Annotated in this window: 16 protein-coding genes and 1 pseudogene; 12 read left to right on the top strand and 5 right to left on the bottom strand. The window is 68.8% G+C overall.

Annotated elements, in window-relative coordinates; genetic code table 11:
- Window positions 1-297: 297 nt before the first annotated feature.
- The 6 genes and pseudogenes from IU449_RS28940 to IU449_RS07885 form a co-directional block, all read left to right on the top strand.
- Window positions 298-558: pseudogene (locus IU449_RS28940) on the top strand (integrase core domain-containing protein); the annotation flags it as partial.
- 599 nt (window positions 559-1,157) lie between these two features.
- Entirely contained in the window at window positions 1,158-2,087 is a 930-nt protein-coding gene (locus tag IU449_RS07905; RefSeq protein ID WP_195001227.1) for a carbohydrate ABC transporter permease, read from the top strand.
- Window positions 2,084-2,950, top strand: a complete 867-nt coding sequence (locus tag IU449_RS07900; RefSeq protein ID WP_195001226.1) for a carbohydrate ABC transporter permease — start codon at window positions 2,084-2,086, stop codon at window positions 2,948-2,950. Before IU449_RS07905 ends, IU449_RS07900 begins: the two co-directional genes overlap by 4 nt.
- 19 nt (window positions 2,951-2,969) lie before the next feature.
- On the top strand, window positions 2,970-4,295 hold the full coding sequence (locus IU449_RS07895) for an ABC transporter substrate-binding protein (RefSeq protein ID WP_195001225.1): 1,326 nt from the start codon (window positions 2,970-2,972) through the stop codon (window positions 4,293-4,295).
- A 31-nt stretch (window positions 4,296-4,326) separates the two neighbouring features.
- Window positions 4,327-5,409 (top strand): ABC transporter ATP-binding protein, encoded by a 1,083-nt coding sequence (locus tag IU449_RS07890; RefSeq protein WP_195001224.1) that lies wholly within the window; start codon window positions 4,327-4,329, stop codon window positions 5,407-5,409.
- 174 nt (window positions 5,410-5,583) lie between these two features.
- Window positions 5,584-6,021, top strand: coding sequence for an SRPBCC family protein (locus tag IU449_RS07885; RefSeq protein WP_195001223.1), 438 nt, complete (start codon window positions 5,584-5,586; stop codon window positions 6,019-6,021).
- A gap of 34 nt (window positions 6,022-6,055) precedes the next feature.
- Here the strand turns inward: IU449_RS07885 and IU449_RS07880 are convergent, their stop codons facing one another.
- The 5 genes from IU449_RS07880 to IU449_RS07860 all read right to left on the bottom strand — a co-directional run bounded on the left by IU449_RS07880 (window position 6,056) and on the right by IU449_RS07860 (window position 13,064).
- Window positions 6,056-6,964 carry a universal stress protein gene (locus IU449_RS07880; RefSeq protein ID WP_195001222.1) on the bottom strand — a complete coding sequence of 303 codons (909 nt, stop codon included), beginning with the start codon at window positions 6,962-6,964 and terminating at the stop codon, window positions 6,056-6,058.
- A 39-nt stretch (window positions 6,965-7,003) separates the two neighbouring features.
- Window positions 7,004-7,750, bottom strand: coding sequence for an SDR family NAD(P)-dependent oxidoreductase (locus IU449_RS07875; protein WP_195001221.1), 747 nt, complete (start codon window positions 7,748-7,750; stop codon window positions 7,004-7,006).
- Between the two features lie 69 nt (window positions 7,751-7,819).
- A complete protein-coding gene (locus tag IU449_RS07870) occupies window positions 7,820-9,199 on the bottom strand; it encodes a wax ester/triacylglycerol synthase domain-containing protein (protein WP_195001220.1) in 1,380 nt (459 codons plus the stop codon).
- A gap of 211 nt (window positions 9,200-9,410) precedes the next feature.
- Complete coding sequence (locus IU449_RS07865) at window positions 9,411-11,426, bottom strand: erythromycin esterase family protein (RefSeq protein WP_195001219.1); 2,016 nt, start codon at window positions 11,424-11,426, stop codon at window positions 9,411-9,413.
- 144 nt (window positions 11,427-11,570) lie between these two features.
- Entirely contained in the window at window positions 11,571-13,064 is a 1,494-nt protein-coding gene (locus IU449_RS07860) for an AAA family ATPase (protein WP_324188126.1), read from the bottom strand.
- 158 nt (window positions 13,065-13,222) lie between these two features.
- Here IU449_RS07860 and IU449_RS07855 point away from each other — a divergent pair, with 158 nt between their 5' ends.
- The 6 genes from IU449_RS07855 to IU449_RS07830 all read left to right on the top strand — a co-directional run bounded on the left by IU449_RS07855 (window position 13,223) and on the right by IU449_RS07830 (window position 19,819).
- Window positions 13,223-14,443: a sigma 54 modulation/S30EA ribosomal C-terminal domain-containing protein gene (locus IU449_RS07855; RefSeq protein WP_228803807.1), complete on the top strand. Its 1,221-nt coding sequence runs from the start codon at window positions 13,223-13,225 to the stop codon at window positions 14,441-14,443.
- Window positions 14,444-14,533: 90 nt separating this feature from the next.
- Entirely contained in the window at window positions 14,534-16,228 is a 1,695-nt protein-coding gene (gene acsA / locus IU449_RS07850; RefSeq protein ID WP_228803805.1) for an acetate--CoA ligase, read from the top strand.
- Window positions 16,225-17,217 (top strand): pyruvate dehydrogenase (acetyl-transferring) E1 component subunit alpha, encoded by a 993-nt coding sequence (pdhA, locus tag IU449_RS07845; RefSeq protein ID WP_195001217.1) that lies wholly within the window; start codon window positions 16,225-16,227, stop codon window positions 17,215-17,217. Before acsA ends, pdhA begins: the two co-directional genes overlap by 4 nt.
- On the top strand, window positions 17,214-18,179 hold the full coding sequence (locus IU449_RS07840; RefSeq protein WP_195001216.1) for an alpha-ketoacid dehydrogenase subunit beta: 966 nt from the start codon (window positions 17,214-17,216) through the stop codon (window positions 18,177-18,179). Before pdhA ends, IU449_RS07840 begins: the two co-directional genes overlap by 4 nt.
- Window positions 18,176-19,552 (top strand): dihydrolipoamide acetyltransferase family protein, encoded by a 1,377-nt coding sequence (locus IU449_RS07835; RefSeq protein WP_324188125.1) that lies wholly within the window; start codon window positions 18,176-18,178, stop codon window positions 19,550-19,552. Before IU449_RS07840 ends, IU449_RS07835 begins: the two co-directional genes overlap by 4 nt.
- Before the next feature lie 6 nt (window positions 19,553-19,558).
- Window positions 19,559-19,819 carry an acyl carrier protein gene (locus IU449_RS07830; protein WP_195001215.1) on the top strand — a complete coding sequence of 87 codons (261 nt, stop codon included), beginning with the start codon at window positions 19,559-19,561 and terminating at the stop codon, window positions 19,817-19,819.
- The last annotated feature ends 62 nt before the right edge of the window (window positions 19,820-19,881 follow it).

Raw genomic sequence — 19,881 nt, 5'->3', positions numbered from 1 at the left:
ACGTGCACGCGATCACCGGCCCCGCCACCGATGTCGACGCCCCGCGCCGACACGCTGTCAGCGGCATCTCAGGCAGAATGATCAGACCCCTTGGGGGACCTCAGGGGGGGAATTGGCGGCGCCTGAACCCGTTGTCTCGAAACCTTGGTACCGAGACGTCCCTTCCGGTCCTCACCAGGGCCAACAGGGCTCTGAATCCGGGCGGTCTCATTCACCGGTGACAGGCCAGCTGGAGTAGGAACAGGCGACTGCCTGAGGCGGAGATGGACTGCATGCCCGGTTTCGACATACTTCTGGTTGAACTCCGCTCTGCGTTGCGACAACGGGCGGGAACTGGCCTGCACGGCCATGTCTGATCGGGTCGGTGAAAGCGTCGGCCTGGCCTTCATTCCACCTGGTCAGCCGTGACGCAACGGCTACATCGAATCGTTCAAGCGCCGCCCGCGCGACGAATGCTCGAGCATCAACAGTTTCTGGTCGTTGACCCAGGCCAGAGTCGTGATCAGCGCCTGAAAACACGACTACAACCACCACCGCGAGCATTCCGCCCTGCGCTAGCGCCTTCCGGCCGGATGGGCTGCAACCTGCACACACCGATGACCGACTCTTGTACACCGCAAAACGACCGACGGGGTCCCGTCACGAGCCTCCTATCGGACCGTGCTCAGAGCCGTCCTCGGAAGCGGGGGAATCTCACCTTGCCGCCATCGGTGTCACCTGGGCTGAGCGGCTGCGAATCCGGTCTCGGGTTCGACGACGCGGCGGCTTCGCTCGAGTCATCTGCATGTGGTATCCGGTGCGTGCCGTGCGGCGACGGCCGGGACACCGGCGTGAGCCACGCCGGGCCGCGCGAATGCTTCGATCCGATCAAGCAGAGCAGGTCGATCCGGATCGTTCGACTCGCACCGTACCGCTGTGGCGTCGGGGAGCCGGAGACCGTAGACAGCTGTCGGAGTCATGCTCGGTCGCGTTCGGCGCGGCCCGCGTCACCCGGATGCCGACGGTCGAGGATGCGAACGGTTGTGGATCCCTGTCACAGACGGGAATTCGCTGTCCGACCGGTTGATCGAAGCGGTGAACCGGGACGGTCCGATAAGTTCAGCGCACTGGTCTGAGATCGTAACCGGCAGTTTGCTTGCATCCGTAGAGTCACCGCCGTGCGAGACAAACCGGAGCGAGTATTGCCTCGGCCCCCGGGACGGGGCCTGCGCAATCGGCCTTGGCCGGACTACGCGCTGTTTCTCGTCCTGGTGTCGCCGAACGTCGCGTTGCTGGCATTGTTCGTCTATCGACCGCTGATCGACAATATCCGGCTGTCACTGTTCGACTGGAATATTTCCGACCCGGTTGCCACGTTTGTCGGGTTCGACAACTATCGCGAGTGGTGGAACAGGCCGGACTCCTGGACCGTCGTCGCCAACACCGTGGTGTTCACGGTGGCCGCGGTGGCCGCGAGTATGGTCCTCGGGCTCGGTCTCGCGCTGCTGCTGGATCGGAAACTGTTCGGCCGCAATGTAGTCCGCTCGGCCGTCTTCGCGCCGTTCGTCATCTCCGGTGCCGCGATCGGTGTCGCGTTCCAGTTCATTTTCGACCCGAGCTTCGGCCTGGTCCGAGATCTGCTGCACCGGCTGGGCGTGCACGAGGTCCCTGATTTCTACCAGAATCCGCACTGGGCGCTGTTCATGGTGACAGTGACCTACATCTGGAAGAACCTCGGCTACACATTCGTCATCTATCTGGCCGCACTGCAGGGAGTCCGGGAGGATCTGCTGGAGGCCGCCGAGATCGACGGCGCGGGCCGATGGAGCACTTTCACGAAAGTGCTCCTGCCGCAGCTACGGCCCACGACCTTCTTCCTGTCCATCACGGTGCTGCTGAATTCGTTGCAGGTTTTCGACATCATCAACGTGATGACCCGCGGCGGGCCGCTCGGCAACGGTACGACCACGATGGTCTATCAAGTCTACGAGGAGTCCTTCCGCAATTTCCGCGCCGGCTACGGCGCGACAGTGGCCACCATCATGTTCCTCGTGCTGCTGGCGGTCACGCTGGTGCAGGTGCGCGTCATGGATCGAGATCGCCGATGAAACACACGGGTGTACAGACACTTTCCTATCGGCGCAGGCAGCGCGCGGTGACTCTACTCGGCTACGCCGCCATGACATGCGTGCTGATGATCGTCGGCGTCCCGCTGTTCTGGATCTTCATCACCTCGTTCAAGCAACGACCGGATATCTATGTGCAGCCAGCGGTGTACTGGCCGCGCAGCTGGCATCCGGAGAACTTTCGGGAAGCCACGACTGCGTTACCGTTCTGGACGTTTCTGCGCAATTCGCTGATCGTCACGGGCGTCGTCTCCTCGGTGAAGTTCGTGCTGGGTGTGTTCAGCGCGTACGGCCTGGTTTTCCTGCGGTTTCCGGGTAAGACGGCGATCTTCCTGGTGATCATCGCGGCGCTGATGGTGCCCAACCAGATCACCGTGATCTCGAATTACGCATTGATCGCCGAGCTCGGCTGGCGCAACACCTTCCAGGGCATCATCGTGCCACTCTGCGGCGTGGCCTTCGGAACATTCCTGATGCGGAACCACTTCCTTTCCCTACCCCCGGAGGTCATCGAGGCGGCACGGATGGACGGCGCCAACTGGTGGCGGCTGCTCATCCGGGTGGTGCTGCCGATGTCCGGGCCGACCATGGTCGCGTTCGCGGTGGTAACGCTGGTGAACGAATGGAACGAGTATCTCTGGCCGTTCCTCATGGCTGATGACACGACAGTAGCCACGCTGCCGGTCGGCTTGACCCTGCTACAGAACACCGAGAATCCGAGCGTCACCAACTGGGGGCCGGTGATGGCGGGGACGCTGCTGACCATGCTGCCGATCCTCGTCGTCTTCCTGCTGCTGCAACGCCACATGATCAAAGGCCTCACCTCAGGTGCGGTCAAGAGTTAACCGACAGAGGAGCAATCACGTGTCCACGAATTTTCCCGCCCTCAGCCGGCGTGGCTTTCTCGGGCTCACCGGCGCGGCCGCGGCGGGCGCCGTGCTGACCGCTTGCGCGGGCACCGGTGGCAGCGGCGAGCAGTCCGGCGACGCCCGGATCCTGACCTTCTGGTCCAACCATCCGGGCACGTCCAAGGAGCTCGAGACCGAGATCATCCGGCGCTTCCAGGAAAAGCACCCCGACCTGACGGTGCACCTGGTCGACGCGGGCAAGAACTACGAGGAGGTGTCGCAGAAGTTCAACGCGGCACTGTCGGGCGGGGATCTGCCCGATATCGTCGTGCTCTCCGATGTCTGGTGGTTCAATTACGCGCTCAACGGCACCATCGAACCGCTGGACAGCCATTTCGCCGAGGTCGGCGTGCAGGTGGACGACTACGTCGACTCGCTGGTCGCCGACTACCAGTTCAACGGCAAGCACTACGCGCTGCCCTACGCCCGCTCCACACCGCTGTTCTACTACAACAAGGACGTATGGAACCGGGCCGGACTGCCCGACCGCGGCCCGGAGAGCTGGCAGGAGTTCGACGAGTGGGGCCCGAAGCTGCAGGAGGTGGTCGGCGCGGGCAAACTCGCGCACGGCTGGGGCGACGCGAAGAACTACCTGGCCTGGACCTTCCAGGGCCCGAACTGGACCTTCGGTGGGGCGTACTCCGACGAGTGGACCCTGAAGTTCAACGACCCCGGCACTCTGGCGGCGGGTACATTCCTGCGCGACATGATCAACATTAAGAAGTACGCGGGGATCAAACCGCAGATCGCGGTCGACTTCGCCGCCGGGGTGATCGCCTCCACCATCGCCTCGACCGGCGACCTGCGGGGCATCACGCAGAACGCCCAGAACAAACTGGAATTCGGCACCGCATTCCTGCCGCATCCGAACGGGCCCGGCGTCACCACCGGCGGCGCGGGCCTGGCCATCCCCGCTCGCATCTCCGATGAGCGAAAGGTGAACGCGCTGAGATTCATCGAGTTCGCCACCAACGCTCAGAACACGGCCTACTTCTCGCAGAACACCGGGTACATGCCGGTGCGCAAGTCGGCCGTGACCGACCCGAGCGAGCAGGCGTTCCTCGCCGCGAACCCGAACGCCAAGGTGGCCATCGATCAGCTGTCGCTGACCAAGTCGCAGGATTACGCGCGGGTGTTCGTGCCGGGTGGCGACCAGATCATCGGCACGGGCCTGGAAAAGATCGGATTGCTCAACGCCGACGTGGCCGCCACCTTCACCGATGTCACCAACCAACTGCAAGCGATCATCGATCGGCAGATCTCCACCAAGCTGCCGAAATAGCGCCGCGCCCGCTCGCGAGGAGACCGTCAGTATGGCCACCGTGCAGTTCGAAGGTGTGACACACCGGTACCCCGGCGCACCGGCACCTGCCGTCGACCGGCTCGAAATCGATATCGCCGACGGCGAGTTCCTGGTGCTGGTCGGTCCGTCGGGCTGCGGCAAGTCGACCAGCCTGCGCATGCTCGCCGGCCTGGAATCCGTCGCCGACGGGCGCATCCTGATCGGCGGCAAGGACGTGACCGGCTTGCCACCGCGGGCTCGCGATGTGGCGATGGTTTTCCAGAGCTACGCGCTCTATCCCACCATGACCGTGGCACAGAACATGGGCTTCGCGTTGCGCAACGCGGGGATGAGTAAGGCGGACACAGATCTGCGGGTGCGCGACGCGGCGAAGATGCTGGAACTCGAGGATGTGCTCGACCGCAAACCCGCCGCGTTGTCCGGCGGCCAGCGGCAGCGTGTCGCCATGGGGCGCGCCATCGTCCGACGTCCCCAGGTGTTCTGCATGGACGAGCCGCTGTCCAATCTGGATGCGAAACTGCGGGTGAGCACGCGGTCGCAGATCGCGGCATTGCAGAAGCGCCTCGGCACCACCACCGTGTATGTCACCCACGACCAGGTCGAGGCGATGACCATGGGCGATCGGGTGGCAGTTCTGCGTGAAGGCAGACTGCAGCAGATCGCCGCGCCCCGAAAACTCTACGACGATCCGGTGAACACCTTCGTCGCGGGATTCATCGGCTCGCCGGCGATGAATCTGCTGGAGGCGCCGGTGCGCGACGGCGCGGCGGTACTGGGCGAGCTGAGCATCCCACTACCGCCCGGAACACCCGCGCGCGAGAACGTGGTGCTCGGGATCCGACCGGAATCCTGGGAACTCGCCACCGGGCCCGGCGGCACCCTGGCGGTGGACGCGGAACTGCTCGAGGAGATCGGCCCGGAGTCCTTCGTCTACAGCCACGGGCTCACCGAGGAATGGCGCAGCCATTCCGGGAAGGTGGTCGCACGCGTCGACCGTCGCCACCAGGTGCGTTTCGGCGAGCGGTTGAACCTGCGGCCGAGAGCCGAGGAGCTCTTTTTCTTCGATGCCCGCACCGGGGAGCGTATGCGCTGACCAGCGGCGCGTGCGCCGAGTCGAGCAGATGGGTGTCCGCGCGAGCGGAGTACTCTCACGACCAGAGGCCTCGGGCCCCGAGGATGTCGGCGTCTCCACCGCGAGGAGATCTCATGACCGGTAAATGGACACACACCACGTTCCGTTCGGCTGATCACTGCGGGGGCGGTCGCCGTGCCCACTGACAGCGCGACGAAAACCGTGCGTCTGCACGCCCCGGTGGCACGGGTGCTCGCGACCATCCGTGATCTGCAGAGCCAGCCGGAATGGATTCCCGAGATCCTCGAAGCCGAGGTACTCGAGGCCGACGAGCACACCGGACTGCCGGTGACCGCCCGGTTCAAGGCGTCGGCGACGGTCGGGACCGACACCTACACTCTCCGCTACAGCCACCATGACCACGGCATGAGCTGGTCGATGGTGGAAGGTCGCATGCAGACCGGTCAGGAAGGTGACTACCAGCTCGAGGAGGCCGGCCCTGCTGCCACGTCGGTGACCTACCGGCTGACCATCCACCATAATCTGCCGCTGCCCGGCTTCATCCGCAATCGTGTGATCAAAGGGCTGGTGGACAGTACGCTGACCGGCCTGAAGAAGCGGGTCGAAGGCTGAAGGGCCACTTCCGCCGCGGTTGTGGACGTTCCGCTCAGTCGGCGTGGACGACCATCACCGGACACTCGGCGTGCTGAACCAGCCAGTTGCTGGTGGAACCCAGCAGCAGGGAACGGAATCCGCCTCGACCGCGGCTGCCGACGACCAGGAGCTGCGCATTGCGCGACCACTCGCCCAGTTGCTCGCGCGGGCCCGACAGGTACACCTGGCGCGTCACGGCGACGCTCGGGTACCGCTCCTGCCAGCCCGCGAGCCTCTCGGCCAGCATCGCCCGCTCGCCGTCCATCAGAGCCTGCGGCGGATCACCCACGTAGGAGGCGCCCGCGAACGCTGTCGAGGACAGGTCGCTCCAGGCATGCACGGCGACGAGATCGACCCCACGCAAGGCGGCTTCGGCGAAGGCCACCTCGATCGCGGGCTCGCCGGCCGCGCCTGCGTCCACGCCGACCACGACCGGGGCGCGATCCGGGGTCGGCCCGCCTCGTACGACCACCACGGCGCCGTGTGCGTGCGCGGTGACGGCCATCAGGGTCGACCCCAGATGGGCGAAGGGGCCGATCCTCGGGGCAGCGCCCAGAACGACCATGTGAGCACGCTCGGAGAGGGCGATCAGCCGGCGGGCGGCGTTGTCGTCCGCCAGGTCGGTGCCGATGTCGACGGAGGGCGCGATCTCACAGGCGAGAGCCGCGGCGTCCGACAGCAGTCGCGCGCCACGGGTGTGGAACGCCTCGACGATCGCGGGCGCCTCGATCTGGCTGTTGTCGTATGTCGCGCGGGTGTTCGCCAGGTCGATTCCGTGCACGATCAGCAGGCGTCGGCCTCGGTCGGCGGCCGTGCGCGCCGCCCAGCGCACGGCGATCCCAGCGGTTTCGGAGCCATCGGTGCCGACGACCACGGCCGCGGAGGCCAGTGTGTGGCGGTTGTCCTCGGGACGAGCGATCATCGGGAGTCCTTTCCGGCCTGCCAGTGGCCTCCGTGTCGGTCAGGTGGACAGCGGCGGGAGCACTTGGCCCGCGGTAGCCCCACCGTCGAGGACGAACTCCGACCCGGTGGAGAAGCCGGCCTCGGTGACGATGAAGGTGACCATCGCGGCCACTTCCTCGGACTCGCCGAAGCGCGGCAGCGGCTGCGCCGCGGCGACGGAGCGGTCCATGTCGGCGGTCATGGGGGTGTCGATCGGGCCGGGATGGACAGAGCAGACCCGGATGCCCGCGCGGCCGAGTTCGATGGCCGCGGTCTTGGTGAGACCACGCAGTCCCCACTTGGAGGCCACATAGGCGCCGACGCCCGAGTAGCCCATCAGGCCCGCGGTGGAGGAGACGTTCACGATGACCCCGCCGCCTGCGGTGCGCAGCAGCGGTGCCGCGGTGTGCATGCCCAGCCAGGATCCGAAGAGGTTGACATCGAGCACCTTCCGGAACGCGGCGGGCGATTGTTCGCTGATCTCGCCGTAATCGAGAATGCCCGCGTTGTTGATCAATACGGCGAGGGGCCCGAAGGTGTCCTCGGCGATGCCGAGCACCGCTCGCCAGTCGTTCTCCTGGGTGACGTCGAGGTGGGCGAAACGCCCCCGGGGCCCGAGGGTCTCAGCAGTCTTTCCGCCCTCGTCGTCGAGGATGTCGGCGACGACGACCCCCGCTCCGGCATCGGCCAGCGACCGGGCGACAGCCGCGCCGATCCCGCGGGCACCACCGGTCACGACGGCACTGCGGCCGTGGAGTTCGAACATGATCGGAGTCCTTTCGATCTGGCCGGGGGCGTGCGCCCCTGTCGGTCGTTGCGACGGACTTCGCGGGATTCACGTCCCCGTCGGCGGCGGTGCCGTCTCGGGTGGCCGGGCGCCCGTGGCGAGGACGGCGCGCAGACCGCCGGCGAGGCAGTCGATGAACTGTTCAGGGTCGGTCACGGCGGCGGTGTCGATATCGAGTCCGATGTAGCAGGTACCGATGTGGGAGACCAGGGTCGCGTTGAAGGCCGTGCCCAGCGTCGGGCCGAACGCGTGCATCTGCTCGATCTCGGCACCGGCCAGGTAGAGCGGCACCGGTGAGCCGGGGACGTCGGAGGCGAGGAAGTCGACGTGCTCGAGCATCTGGGCGAGCACCATGCTGGGCAGCCGGTTCAGCACGGCGGCCACCGCGTTGGTCAGCGGTATCGCCTGCTCGTGACGCCAGCCCTCGACGGTGGCGTGCACCGCGCCCATCATGGCGATCGGATCCGCGATGTCGGCGCGCACGGCGAATCGCGCGAGCGTGATCCGATTTCCGCCGATGGGATCGGCCGCGGTGCGGGTGCTGATCGGCATGGTGAGCCGCAGCTGCTCGACGTGGGCGCCGTGACGTTCGTGGTAGGTCCGCAGACCGATCAGCAACGCCGCGAGGTAGGCGTCGTTGAGGGTGCAGTCCGCCCGGTGGGCCGCGGCGGACAGCTCGGCGAGCGGTGCTTTCAGCACGCTCAGCTGCCTGCTTTGACCGCGCGCGGTCATCACCGGCGACAGGGTGCTGGTGATGGGCCGCACGAACCGGGCCAGCGACCATGCCAATCCGGCTCCGGAGCGGGCTGCCCGTACCGGAGAGGTGAGCGTCTGCCGCGCCGCCTCCGCCGCCGACGACAGTCCGGACCGGACCACGTCGTAACCGGTGGACAGGTTCCAGGACACGATGTCGGCCAGTGTTCCGGTATCGGGTGGGGTGCTCTCGCCCGCCGGCTCGCGTGGGGTGCCCTCGCGGGTGAAATCCAGCATCTCACCGGCCATCTGGATGCCGCCGATGCCGTCGGTCAGGCTGTGGTGCACCTTGAGCACGGCCGCGCACCGACCGCCGGACAGCCCGGTGAGCACGGTGAGGGTCCACAGCGGACGGATCGGGTCGAAGGCGGTCATCATCTCGGTGCGGGCGAAGTCGAGGACCGTGGACATGTCGCCGGGTGCGGGCAGCGCGGACCAGCGCAGGTGCCAGGACAGATCGAAGCCGGTATCCACTTTCCACCGAGGCGGCGTGAGGTTCATCGGAGCCGCCGACAACACGTGCCGGAACCTGGGAACCACGCGAGTACCGCGGTCCATGAGTTCGATCAGCCGCGCCCGGTCCGGTTCGGTGTCCAGGATCAGCACCGTGACGATGGTCGACCGCAGCAGCGGATCGTGTTCCATGCTCCAAGCGAACAGATCCGTCTGGGTCATGTGTGAATCGCGAGAGCCCATGGTCGGCTGCCTTGCCACGTGTGCGAATTGGTCGAGTCGTCCGGACGGACATCCTCACGGTGCCCGATCGGTCCGGGTTCCGACAGAGACGAACGTCACAGATCGCGGGGCCGGAGGTTGCCAGTCCAAACTCCCGTGCGGGGATGTGCCGCCTCCGCGCCGCGGGACAGCGGACACGGTGGGAGGCGCCTCACAATCCGCTCGGATAGGTCTCCGGGGTCCGGCCGGAGAGCCAGTGCTCACCTGGTTCCAACGGCTCGATCGCGGTGGTCTCGTCGATGTGGATCACCGCGTCGTAGCGTTCGGCGAAGCGGGTGTGGAAATAGTGGCTGTGGCGTTCGGTGGCGGGTTGGTAGATGACGCCGATCGCACGTTCCAGGCGCGGCGTGCCCAGCACGTCCACCGCTTCGGAGGGGCGGTCGGTGCGCACGAGGAACGCCGGGATACCGGTGTCGTGCAGCAACTCCTCGACGCTGCTGGGCAGCGGCTCGCGGACGCGTTTGACGTGAGCGGGGCCGTTCCACGCGTCGGCCGCCGTCACCGTGCCGTGGCCGGTCGTGAGGCCGATGAGCCGGGCGTCGTCCCCGTGGCGTTCGCGCACCAGTTGCCCGAGGGAAAGCTGCCCCTCGGCGCCCATTTCAGTGGCGCGCGCGTCCCCGACGTGTGAGTTGTGCGCCCACACCACGATGCGGGCCGGCTTGTCCGGCCGGTCGAGGTGCCGGGCGAGCGCGTCGAGGGTGTCGGCCATGTGCTCGTCACGCAGGTTCCACGACGACACGCGCGGGCCGAACATGGCGCGGTAGTACGCCTCCGCGTCGCGCACCGTCCATGCGTTGCGCAGCGCGTCGAACCGGGCTTCGCCGTCGTGTGCCTCGAGGTACGCGGCGGCGCTGCGTTGCAGCTCGACCAGTTGGCGCACCACCTCGGTCTCGCAGGACTCGCCCGCACCGAAGGCAGCCGCGAATCCGTACGCCTGGGCGTCGTTGTCGGAATTGCGGTCGAAGCAGCTGTAGCGGCGGCGCGCTCGCTCGGCGGCGGCGGGGTCCACGGTCTCCAGATAGGAGATCACCCGCTCCATGCTGCGGTGCATGCTGTACAGGTCGAGCCCGTAGAAGCCGGTCGGCGTGCCGCCCGCGCGGCGACCGGCCTCGTTGTGCAAGCGCAGCCAGGACACGAAGTCGCGGACCACCGTGTTGCGCCACATCCAGGTGGGGAACCGTTCGAAGTCGGCGAGGGCGTGTGCTGCCGAGTCGTCGCTGCCGAGGCCGCGGACGTAGCGGTCGACCCGGTAGGCGTCGGGCCAGTCCGCCTCGGCCGCGACCGCGTCGAAACCCTTCTCCGCGATGAGTCGGCGGGTGATCGCCGCGCGCGCGGCATAGAACTCGCGCGTGCCGTGCGAACTCTCCCCGATCAACACGAATCGCGCGTCGCCGACCAGGTCGTCGATCACATCGGCGGGCGCGACGCCCCCCGGGGCCGCGATGGCGGCCGCCCGCACCAGCTCGGTGGTGTCCGGGACCGCGGGGCGAGCCCGTGCGGGAGTCTCGGCGAGCAGTGCGCGCACCTGCTCGTCGGTGACCTGGGTGAAGTTCCAGAAGGAGTCGCCGACCGCCAGGAAGGGTGAGGGCATGCTCGCGCAGACCATTTCGTCGACCATGGACTCGAATTCCCGGCAGGTGGATTCGGGCGCGGCGGGCACAGCGACCACGATGCGTTCGGGTTCGGCCGCGTCGATCGCCTGTACGGCGGCGATCATGCTGGCGCCGGTCGCCAGCCCGTCGTCGACCAGGATCACCGTTCGTCCGGCCACGTCGAGCGGGCGACGGCCGCCCCGGTAGGCGGCTTCCCGACGGGTCAGTTCGCGCGCTTCGTCGCGGGCGATCTCGCGTACCTGGTTCGCGGTCAGTCCCAGCGCCCGCACCGTGTCGTCGTTCAGCACGATCCGGCCGTCACCGGCCAGCGCGCCGATCGCGAACTCCGGGTTGGCAGGAGCGCCGAGCTTGCGCACGATGATCGTGTCCAGCGGGGCGCCCAGTGCGGCCGCGACCTCCCACGCCACGGGTACACCGCCGCGCGCGAGCCCGAGCACGATCACCTTCGGGTCGTCGCGATAGTGCTCGAGCAGTTCGGCGAGCACACGTCCGGCTTCACTGCGGTCACGGAAGATCGGCTGCGGTTGCCTTCGGGTGTTGGGCGCCGATGTCATGAGAGCCTCCTTTCACCGGGGCGGGTGCTCCGGCTCTCCAGCTGACCTGAGAAGAGCTTTCTCGCGCTGCCGGGCGGGCGAGAGAGGATTCCTTCCTCGCCGGGGGTGACCATCGGCTCTGGTGGCGACGCCGGTCGCCCGATGTCAGCGCTGCCGGACGGCCCCCTGCCGACGCGCCGGTTCGTGCCAGGCCCGCAGGGCGAGGGCCAGGGAGTCCGCCAGCGGCTGGGCGGTATCGATCCGGGTGGCCTCGGGCCATGGTGGTGCCGTCGCGGCGATCGCGTCGGCGATCTCGGGTGTCGCCTCCGAGTATCCGCGGGTCCTCGTCTCGATGCGCTGGTGGGCGAGTTCTGCCGGGCACGTGCACTGCAGCGACACCAGCTCGCTGCACGTCCGGTCCGCCACTGCCGCGGCGCGGTCGCGTTCGGCGGGATCGGTCCAGCTGGCGTCCAGGATCACCGAGACACCGTGCTCGAGGTGATCCCGCGCCAGGTCGAGCAGCGTGGTGTAGACCGACGTCTTCGCCGCCGGTGCGTAGGCTCCCGCGCCGAAGGTTCCGGATCCACCGGTGAGAGCGCCCGTGGCGCGCATCCGATCGCGCACTTCGTCCGATGACAGCACCACCGCGTCGGTCCCGGCGGCGAGCCGCGTGGCGACCGTGGACTTGCCCGTGCCCGGCAGGCCGCCGACGAGCACGAGCCGCACCGCGCCCTGCTCGAGGTGACGCAGCGCCAGGTCGAGGTGTCGCCGGGCGTTGCCCGCGGCCGCCGGGTCGTTCTGGTCGTAGCGGACGCCGTCGGTCTTGGCGCGGACCGTCGCGCGATAGGCGATGTAGTGGTGGCGCAACGTGACCGGCGCCGGATCGCCCGCCACGCGGGCATAGACGTCCAGGAAGGATTGCGCCTCGCGGGGATGGCCGAGGAACTCGAGATCCATCGCCAGGAACGCCACGTCGTCGAGCGCGTCGACATAGCGCAGCTGGTCGTCGAAATCGAGGCAGTCCAGGATCCGGAAGCCGTCGGGGAGCACGAAGATGTCCTCGGCGAGCATGTCGCCGTGACCGTCGACGACGCGTCCCGCCGCGATCCGTTCCTCGAAAAGCGTTGACCTGCCGTCGATGTAGCGCATCGCGAGCGTGTCGACGCGGGCGAGGGTGGCCGGGGCGACACCGGGGCACGGGTGTCCGGCGAGCGGATCGAGCAAGGAACGCCACCGTCGGCGCAGCCGTTCGGGCCGTGCGGCCTCATCGATCTCGGGGGCGCGGTGGGCGGACCGGTGGAATCGGGCCACCATGGCGGCCAGGTCGGGCAGCGGAGACGATCGCCGCGACGGATCGGCGAGCACCGCCGACAGCCGCATCGCCGCCGACATCCGGCGCATGACGAGCAGTGGTTCGGCAGGCCCGCCCGCGGGGTCGCTCACGTGAGCCAGACCGATATAGACATCGGGTGCCAGGCGCTGGTTGAGTTCGAGCTCCCGGGCACACGCGCGCTCGCGCGCGGCGGGTGTTCCGAAGTCCAGGAAGTCGGTGACGATGGGCTTCTTGGCCTTGTAGGCGCGCTCGCCGCAGAGCATCACCACGCCGGTGTGGGTCTCGCGCACTTGCACGTAGGGCTCGTCCTCCGGGAGCTGCGGCACGGGATTCTCCTTCAGCGTGAATCTGGTCGGCAGTGCTCGGGGTTCTCGCCGGGGCGAGAGTCTGGCCCGGACGACGGACGGGCCCAAGAGTCGATCGTCATCGTCATCGAAGTCTTCGGCCACTGTCGCGGCCGGATGTGCGGGGGGATCGTGGGTACATGCCCGAGAACTCGAGCCTATCTCCACTCGAACGCAGGCGCCTGGCCGAGCACGCGATGGAATCGGCGGGGTCGGGCCCGGAGGTGCTCCTCACCGTCCGGTGTCCCCGCAGCCACCACGTGGCCGAGGTCCTCGATACCGCGGAGGGCGCGGTGTACCGGTCGGTCGTCGGCTCGCATGCCCACGGGGACCGCGACTACGTCGATACCGGTCATGGATCGCATCAGCGCGGCACCGCCTATGTCGATCTGCTCTCGGCGGAGGATCCGCGCGACGACGCGTTGCCCGCCGGCTGCGAATGCGGTCCTTCGACGTTGTCGAGAGCCCGGCTGCGTCTGGCGATCTCCGCGGGCGAGCGCACCGTCGAACTGGCTGCCGCGCAGCCCTCGTCCGGGGACGTGGGTGGTGTCGGCGAGGCCGCGCCGCCGCAGGCGGCACGGACCGAGCCGGTACGGGTGTCCACGGGTCGGTATGTGTCCGCCGCAGGCGCCGAGTACGCGCGCGAGAAGATCGGGCATGCCCTCACGCACGCCCCCGCGCCGGTGCTCTCGGCCCGGGTCCGGCTCAGCGGGCACGGCGATCCCGCGGTGAGTTCGCGCGTGGTCGCCCAAGCTGTCGCCGATGTCGGCGGTCGCACCGTGCGAGTCCAGGTACAGGCCCCGACCACCCGTGAGGCGGTCGACCTGCTGCAGGAGCGGCTGAAGGCACGGCTGGCCGGAATCGATCGCCGCGGCGAGACGATTCGGCGACTGCGCGCCCATGGCGAGCACGAGTGGCGGCACGGCGACGCGCCCCGGCCGCAGCTGCCGTATTATCCCCGCCCGCCTGAGACCCGGGAAGTGGTGCGGCACAAGTCGTATGCGCTGACCGAGCAGACCTGCGGCGCGGCGGCCGCGGACGCCGAAGCGCTCGATTACGACTTCCACCTGTTCGTCGAAGCAGGCAGCGGCGCCGACAGCGTGCTGTACCGCGACACGGACGGTTCCTATCGGCTCGCGCAAGTCGACGGCAGGCCGGAGGCGGTGATCGCCGATCTGCCCGGCATGACGACGAGCCCGACGCCGCCGCCGGAGCTGACGGTCGAAGAGGCGGCGACCCGGCTGGAAATGGTAGGCCAGCCGTTCGTGTTCTTCCGCGACACAGTCCTCGGCCGTGGCTGCGTGCTCTACCACCGGTACGACGGGCACTTGGGGCTGATCACTCCCGCCGGGGTGGGCTGAGCCGAGCGACCACGCCGATGGCGAGGCCCCTGCGGGCCGACGATGTCGGAGGGTCGCAGACCTGACCGGACCCGGTCGAGGAGGTGCGTCATGGACGCCGCCGATCGTTTTCAGGATGGACAGCCACGCCCGGCCACCGGGCCGCTGAACATCGCTCACGAGGTGGTGGACCGGCATCTGGGGACGCCGCGGGCGGATCAGGTGGCTGTGCGATGGCTGCGTCTGCGGGGAGAACCGGTATCGCTCACCTACGCCGAACTCGCCGCGTCCGCGGGACGCTTCGCCGACGCGCTCACCGGCCTCGGGGTCCGGCCCGGGACGAGGGTGTGCGTGCTGCTCGGCCGCAGTTCTGATCTCTACACCGTCATCATCGGTGCGTGGAAGGCGGGCTGCGTTGTCGTCCCGCTGTTCCCGGCGTTCGGTCCCGAGCCGGTCCGGGAGCGGATCACCCTCGCCGAAGCGGAGGTCCTGGTGACGACCTCCGCGCTGTACCGGCGCCGCGTCGAACCCGTTCGTGCCGCGCTCGGCGTGCTGCGCCATGTGTTGCTCACCGACACCGACCCGACCGTGTCCGAGGCCGATGTGGTGGATCTGCCCGCCGCGATGGCCGGCGCGGACCCACAGTTCGAAGCAGTACGGACCGACAGCGACGATGTCGCCCTGCTGCATTTCACCAGCGGTACGACCGGGCGGCCCAAGGGCGCGATCCACGTACACGGCGCGGTGCTCGCGCACCGGAGGACGGCGGCGCAGGCGCTGGATCTGCGCGGCGGCGACATCTACTGGTGCACCGCCGATCCCGGATGGGTGACCGGCATGTCCTACGGAGTCATCGCGCCGCTGGCGCTCGGCGCGACGCTGATCAGCGATGAAGCCGAGTTCGACGCCAAACGCTGGTACGAGATCCTCTCGGCCGAGCGGGTGGCGGTCTGGTACACCGCGCCGACCGCCCTGCGGATGCTGCGCAGGCGCGGCGACGAGCTGCCCGCGGGCTGCGACCTGTCGCACCTGCGGCTGGTGGCCAGCGTCGGCGAGCCGCTCGACGCCGCGGTGGTGCACTGGGGCGAGCAGGTGCTGGGGCGGCCGGTGCACGACACCTGGTGGCAGACCGAGACAGGATCCATCATGATCGCCGCGTCGCCCGCCGAACCGGTGCGTGCGGGGTCGATGGGCAGGCCGCTGCCCGAGGTGGAGGCCACGGTGCTCGTGCGCGGTCCCGACGGCCGGGCGCGGGTGACCGACGGGACGGTCGAGCCCGCCGGGACCGACGAGGTGGGGGAACTGGCGTTGCGGCCGGGCTGGCCGTCGATGTTCCGCGGCTACTGGCGCGACCCCGCGCGCTATGAGAAGGCGTTCGCGGGCGGATGGTATCTGTCCGGCGATCTGGCGCGCCGTGACGCCGACGGCTACTACTGGTTCGTCGGCCGCGCCGACGACGTCATCAAGACCGCCGGGCATCTGGTCGGCCCCTTCGAGGTCGAAAGCGCGCTGATGGCCCATCCCGCGGTGGCCGAGGCGGCGGTGATCGGTGTTCCCGACCCGGTCGCCGGGCAGCTGGTCAAGGGGTTCGTGGTGTTGCGCGCCGGCCGGGTGCCCTCGGAGGAACTGCGCGCCGAACTGGTGGCGTTCAACCGGCGGGCGCTGGGGTCGGTGGCGGCCAGAGAGATCGACTTCGTCGATGCGTTGCCGCACACCCGCAGCGGCAAGGTGATGCGCAGAGTGCTGCGCACCCGTGAACTGGGGCAGACCGCGGGCGATGTCTCGATGCTGGATCCGTCGTCATGAGCGCCGAAACCACCCGTCCCGCGCCGCTCGACACCGCCGAGCGGGTGGAACTGCTGCGTCAGATGGTGCGTATCCGCCGTTTCGAACAGCGATGCGTCCGGCTCTACAGCGAGGAGAAGATCCGCGGCTTCCTGCATCTCTACATCGGCGAAGAGGCCGTGGCCGCGGGTTTGCTCGGCGCGCTCGGCAGCGAGGACGCGGTGGTCTCCACCTATCGCGAGCACGGTCACGCGCTGGCCAGGGGGATGTCGATGACAGCGCTGATGGCCGAGATGTTCGGACGCAGTGCGGGATGCAGTCACGGCCGGGGCGGATCGATGCACCTGTTCGACAGCTCGCGCCGGTTCTACGGCGGCAACGCCATCGTGGGTGGCGGGCTGCCGATGGCGGTCGGGCTCGCGCTCGCCGACGTGCTGAGCGCGCGGCAGCGGGTCACCGTGTGCCTGTTCGGCGACGGCGCGATGGCGGAGGGCATCTTCCACGAATGCGCCAATCTGGCCGCCCTGTGGCGTCTGCCGGTGCTCTTCGCCTGTGAGAACAACCAATACGCGATGGGCACCGCGCTGCGGCGCGAGCACGCCGCGACCGATCTGGCTCTGCGCGCCGCCGGATACGGAATGGCGGCGTGGCCGGTCGACGGGATGGACGCCGAGGCCGTCGCCCTGGCGAGTAGGCGGGCGGTGACCTCGATCCGCGCCGGTGGCGGACCCTGCTTCCTGGAACTGCGCACCTATCGGTTCCGCGCGCACTCGCTCTACGATGCCGACCGCTACCGTGACCCGGCCGAGATCGCGCAGTGGAAGGCACGCGACCCGATTCCTCGGCTGACCGACGAACTGCGCGCCGCGGGCGCGCTCACCGAGGCCGATGCCGAGAACATCGAACAGGCCGCGCACGACGAGATCGAGGCGGCGATCACCGCCGCGCTGGAGGCCCCGGCCGAGCCGGTCGCCGATCTCACCCGGCACGTATACGCGGAGGAAACGTGACCACCTACCGGGAGGCGGTGCGAGAAGCGCTGCGCGAGGCGCTGATCCGTGACGACCGGGTGTTCCTCATGGGTGAGGACGTAGGCGCCTACGGCGGCTGTTTCGGCGTGAGCCGCGGGTTGCTCGAGGAGTTCGGCCCGGAGCGCATCCGTGACACACCGTTGAGCGAGGCCGGCTTCGTCGGCGCGGGCATCGGCGCCGCGCTGGGCGGCATGCGTCCCATCGTGGAGGTGATGACGGCCAATTTCAGCCTGCTCGCCCTCGACCAGATCCTCAACAACGCCGCCACCCTGCGGCACATGTCCGGCGGGCAACTCGGTGTGCCGCTGGTGATCCGGATGGCGACCGGCGCGGGCCGACAACTCGCCGCACAGCATTCGCACAGCTTGGAAGCCTTCTACGCCCACATCCCGGGTCTACGGGTGCTCTCGGCGGCGACGGTCGAGGACGCGCGCACGATGCTGTGGCCCGCGCTGCAGGATCCGGACCCGGTCGTCATCTTCGAACCGATCGCGCTCTACAACAGTGAATCCGACGCATCCGAGCCCGCCGTACTCGGCATCGATGCCGCGGCCATCCGCAAACCCGGCACCGATGTCACGATCGTGGCGTACGGCAACACCGTGGCGACCGCGCTCGCGGCCGCGCAGCGGCTGTCCGGCGAGCAGATCGATGCCGAGGTGCTGGACCTGCGGACGCTGCGGCCACTGGATACCGCGGCGGTGCTCGATTCGGTGGCGCGCACGCATCGCCTGGTGGTGGTCGACGAGGGCTGGCCGCGGGTGGGCATCGCGGCCGAGGTAGCGGCGTGTGTGGCCGAACACGCCTACTTCGATCTGGACGCTCCGGTGCGTCGGATCTGCACCGTCGATGTGCCGATTCCCTATGCCAAGCAACTCGAAGAGGCGGCGTTGCCCTCGGTGCCCGCGGTCGTGGCCGCTGTCAAGGAGGTGGTGGCGTGAGCGCACAGTTCCGCATGCCCTCCCTGGGGGCGGACATGACCGAGGGCACCCTGTTGCGATGGCTGGTGCAGCCCGGCGATCGGGTGCGGCCCGGCGATATCGTCGCCGAGGTCGACACCACGAAGGCGGCGATCGATGTCGAGTGCTTCGACGAGGGAACCATCGGCGAACTGCTCGTGCCCGAGGGGGCCACGGTCGCGGTGGGCACGCCGCTGGCCACGATCGAGGCCGGCGCCCCGGCACCCGCGGGCACCGCGGCAGTCGCGGCGCAGGAGCCGGCGGCTGCCCCGATCGACGCCGGTGCGCAGGAGCGGCCCGCCGACGAGACTCCGGTGCGCGCCACACCATTGGTCCGGCGATTGGCCGAGGAAGCCGGCGTGGACCTGGCGGCGGTGCACGGCTCCGGACCGGGGGGACGCGTCGTGCGCAGTGATATCCCGGTGCCGACCGCCGCACCCGTGCCTCCGGCTTCCCCCGCGGGCGGCGGCGAGGCGATCCGGGCCTCCGGATACGCACGTCGTCTGGCGGCCGAGACCGGCCTCGATCTGGGCCGGATCCGCGGCAGCGGCCACGGCGGGGCGATCCGTGCGCGTGACGTCTCCGCCGCGCGCACGGCGCAGACCGTGCGGCCCGCACCGGCGCCGGTGCGCCCGGCAGGTCTCGCAGGCCCCGGCGAGCGAGGTGCTCCGGCCCGAGACCAGGACGCGGCCCGCCGGGTCATCGCCGCGGCGATGACCCGCTCCAAACGGACGATCCCGCACTATTACCTGTCCAGCACCATCGATGTGGACGTCGCGGTCGCCCGGATGCGGGAGTACAACCGCACCCTTCCGGTCACGGAACGGATCGTGGCCTCGGCGCTGTTGCTGTGCGCCGCGGCGCGCGCGGCCCGGTCGGTGCCCGCGCTCAACGGGTACTGGATCGACGACACCTTCCAGCCCGCCGCCGCCGTTCATCTCGGCATCGTCGTGTCACTGCGCGGTGGTGGCATCATGGTGCCCACCGTGCCCGACGCCGACACGCTCACCGTCCAGGCCATGATGGGGGCGCTGCGTGAGCTGGTCACGCGAACCCGTACGCAGCGACTGCGGTCGCGCGATATCATGCCCGCCACCTTGACGGTCACCAATCTCGGTGACCTGGGCGTGGATTCGGTGTTCGGGGTGATTCCTGTGCCGCAGGTCGCGATCGTCGGCTTCGGCGCGGTCGGCGAACGCCCCTGTGTGGTGGATTCGGTGGTGACGGCGCGTACCCAGGTCACCGCCACACTGGCCGCCGATCACCGCGCCACCGACGGCGCGATCGGCGCCCGCTATCTGAACCGGATGAGCGAAATCCTGGCCGGTGAGATCCCGCAGCATCTCGAGGAGTGACGAGCCATGAACGGACCCGCCGTGTCCGGCCCCCAGGCGGAGGCGATCGTCCGCGCCGCGCTGCGTGGATTCGCCGAGGAGTCGCGCCTCCGCGAACTCGCCCCGGACGATCCGCTGCGTGAGGTACTGGAGTTGGACTCGATCGACTATCTGACCTTCGTCGAACGGATCAGCGACGCTGTCGGCGCGCGGATCGACGAGGACGACTATCCGTCCGTCGCGACCATCCGGTCCTGGTCGGAACTGGTCACGAGTCTCCAGATCTGATCTGTCCGGTTGGCTCGCGCTCGCCTCGCCGGGTGCCGATCGTCGTCCGGGCCGATTGTCCG

The sequence above is a fragment of the Nocardia higoensis genome, assembly GCF_015477835.1.
Taxonomy (GTDB): Bacteria; Actinomycetota; Actinomycetes; order Mycobacteriales; family Mycobacteriaceae; genus Nocardia; species Nocardia higoensis_A.
The sequence above is the reverse complement of the archived record's forward strand: the minus strand, read 5'-3'. Positions and strand labels throughout refer to the sequence as shown.

What these genes read in the sequence shown, in the direction of transcription:
- IU449_RS07875 (WP_195001221.1), bottom strand. Translation starts at nt 7,750, where the DNA reads ATGTTCGAACTCCACGGCCGCAGTGCCGTCGTGACCGGTGGTGCCCGC.
- acsA (WP_228803805.1), top strand. Translation starts at nt 14,534, where the DNA reads ATGGACGCCGCCGATCGTTTTCAGGATGGACAGCCACGCCCGGCCACC.
- IU449_RS07880 (WP_195001222.1), bottom strand. Translation starts at nt 6,964, where the DNA reads ATGATCGCTCGTCCCGAGGACAACCGCCACACACTGGCCTCCGCGGCC.
- IU449_RS07900 (WP_195001226.1), top strand. Translation starts at nt 2,084, where the DNA reads ATGAAACACACGGGTGTACAGACACTTTCCTATCGGCGCAGGCAGCGC.
- IU449_RS07855 (WP_228803807.1), top strand. Translation starts at nt 13,223, where the DNA reads ATGCCCGAGAACTCGAGCCTATCTCCACTCGAACGCAGGCGCCTGGCC.
- IU449_RS07830 (WP_195001215.1), top strand. Translation starts at nt 19,559, where the DNA reads ATGAACGGACCCGCCGTGTCCGGCCCCCAGGCGGAGGCGATCGTCCGC.
- pdhA (WP_195001217.1), top strand. Translation starts at nt 16,225, where the DNA reads ATGAGCGCCGAAACCACCCGTCCCGCGCCGCTCGACACCGCCGAGCGG.
- IU449_RS07890 (WP_195001224.1), top strand. Translation starts at nt 4,327, where the DNA reads ATGGCCACCGTGCAGTTCGAAGGTGTGACACACCGGTACCCCGGCGCA.
- IU449_RS07865 (WP_195001219.1), bottom strand. Translation starts at nt 11,426, where the DNA reads ATGACATCGGCGCCCAACACCCGAAGGCAACCGCAGCCGATCTTCCGT.
- IU449_RS07870 (WP_195001220.1), bottom strand. Translation starts at nt 9,199, where the DNA reads ATGACCCAGACGGATCTGTTCGCTTGGAGCATGGAACACGATCCGCTG.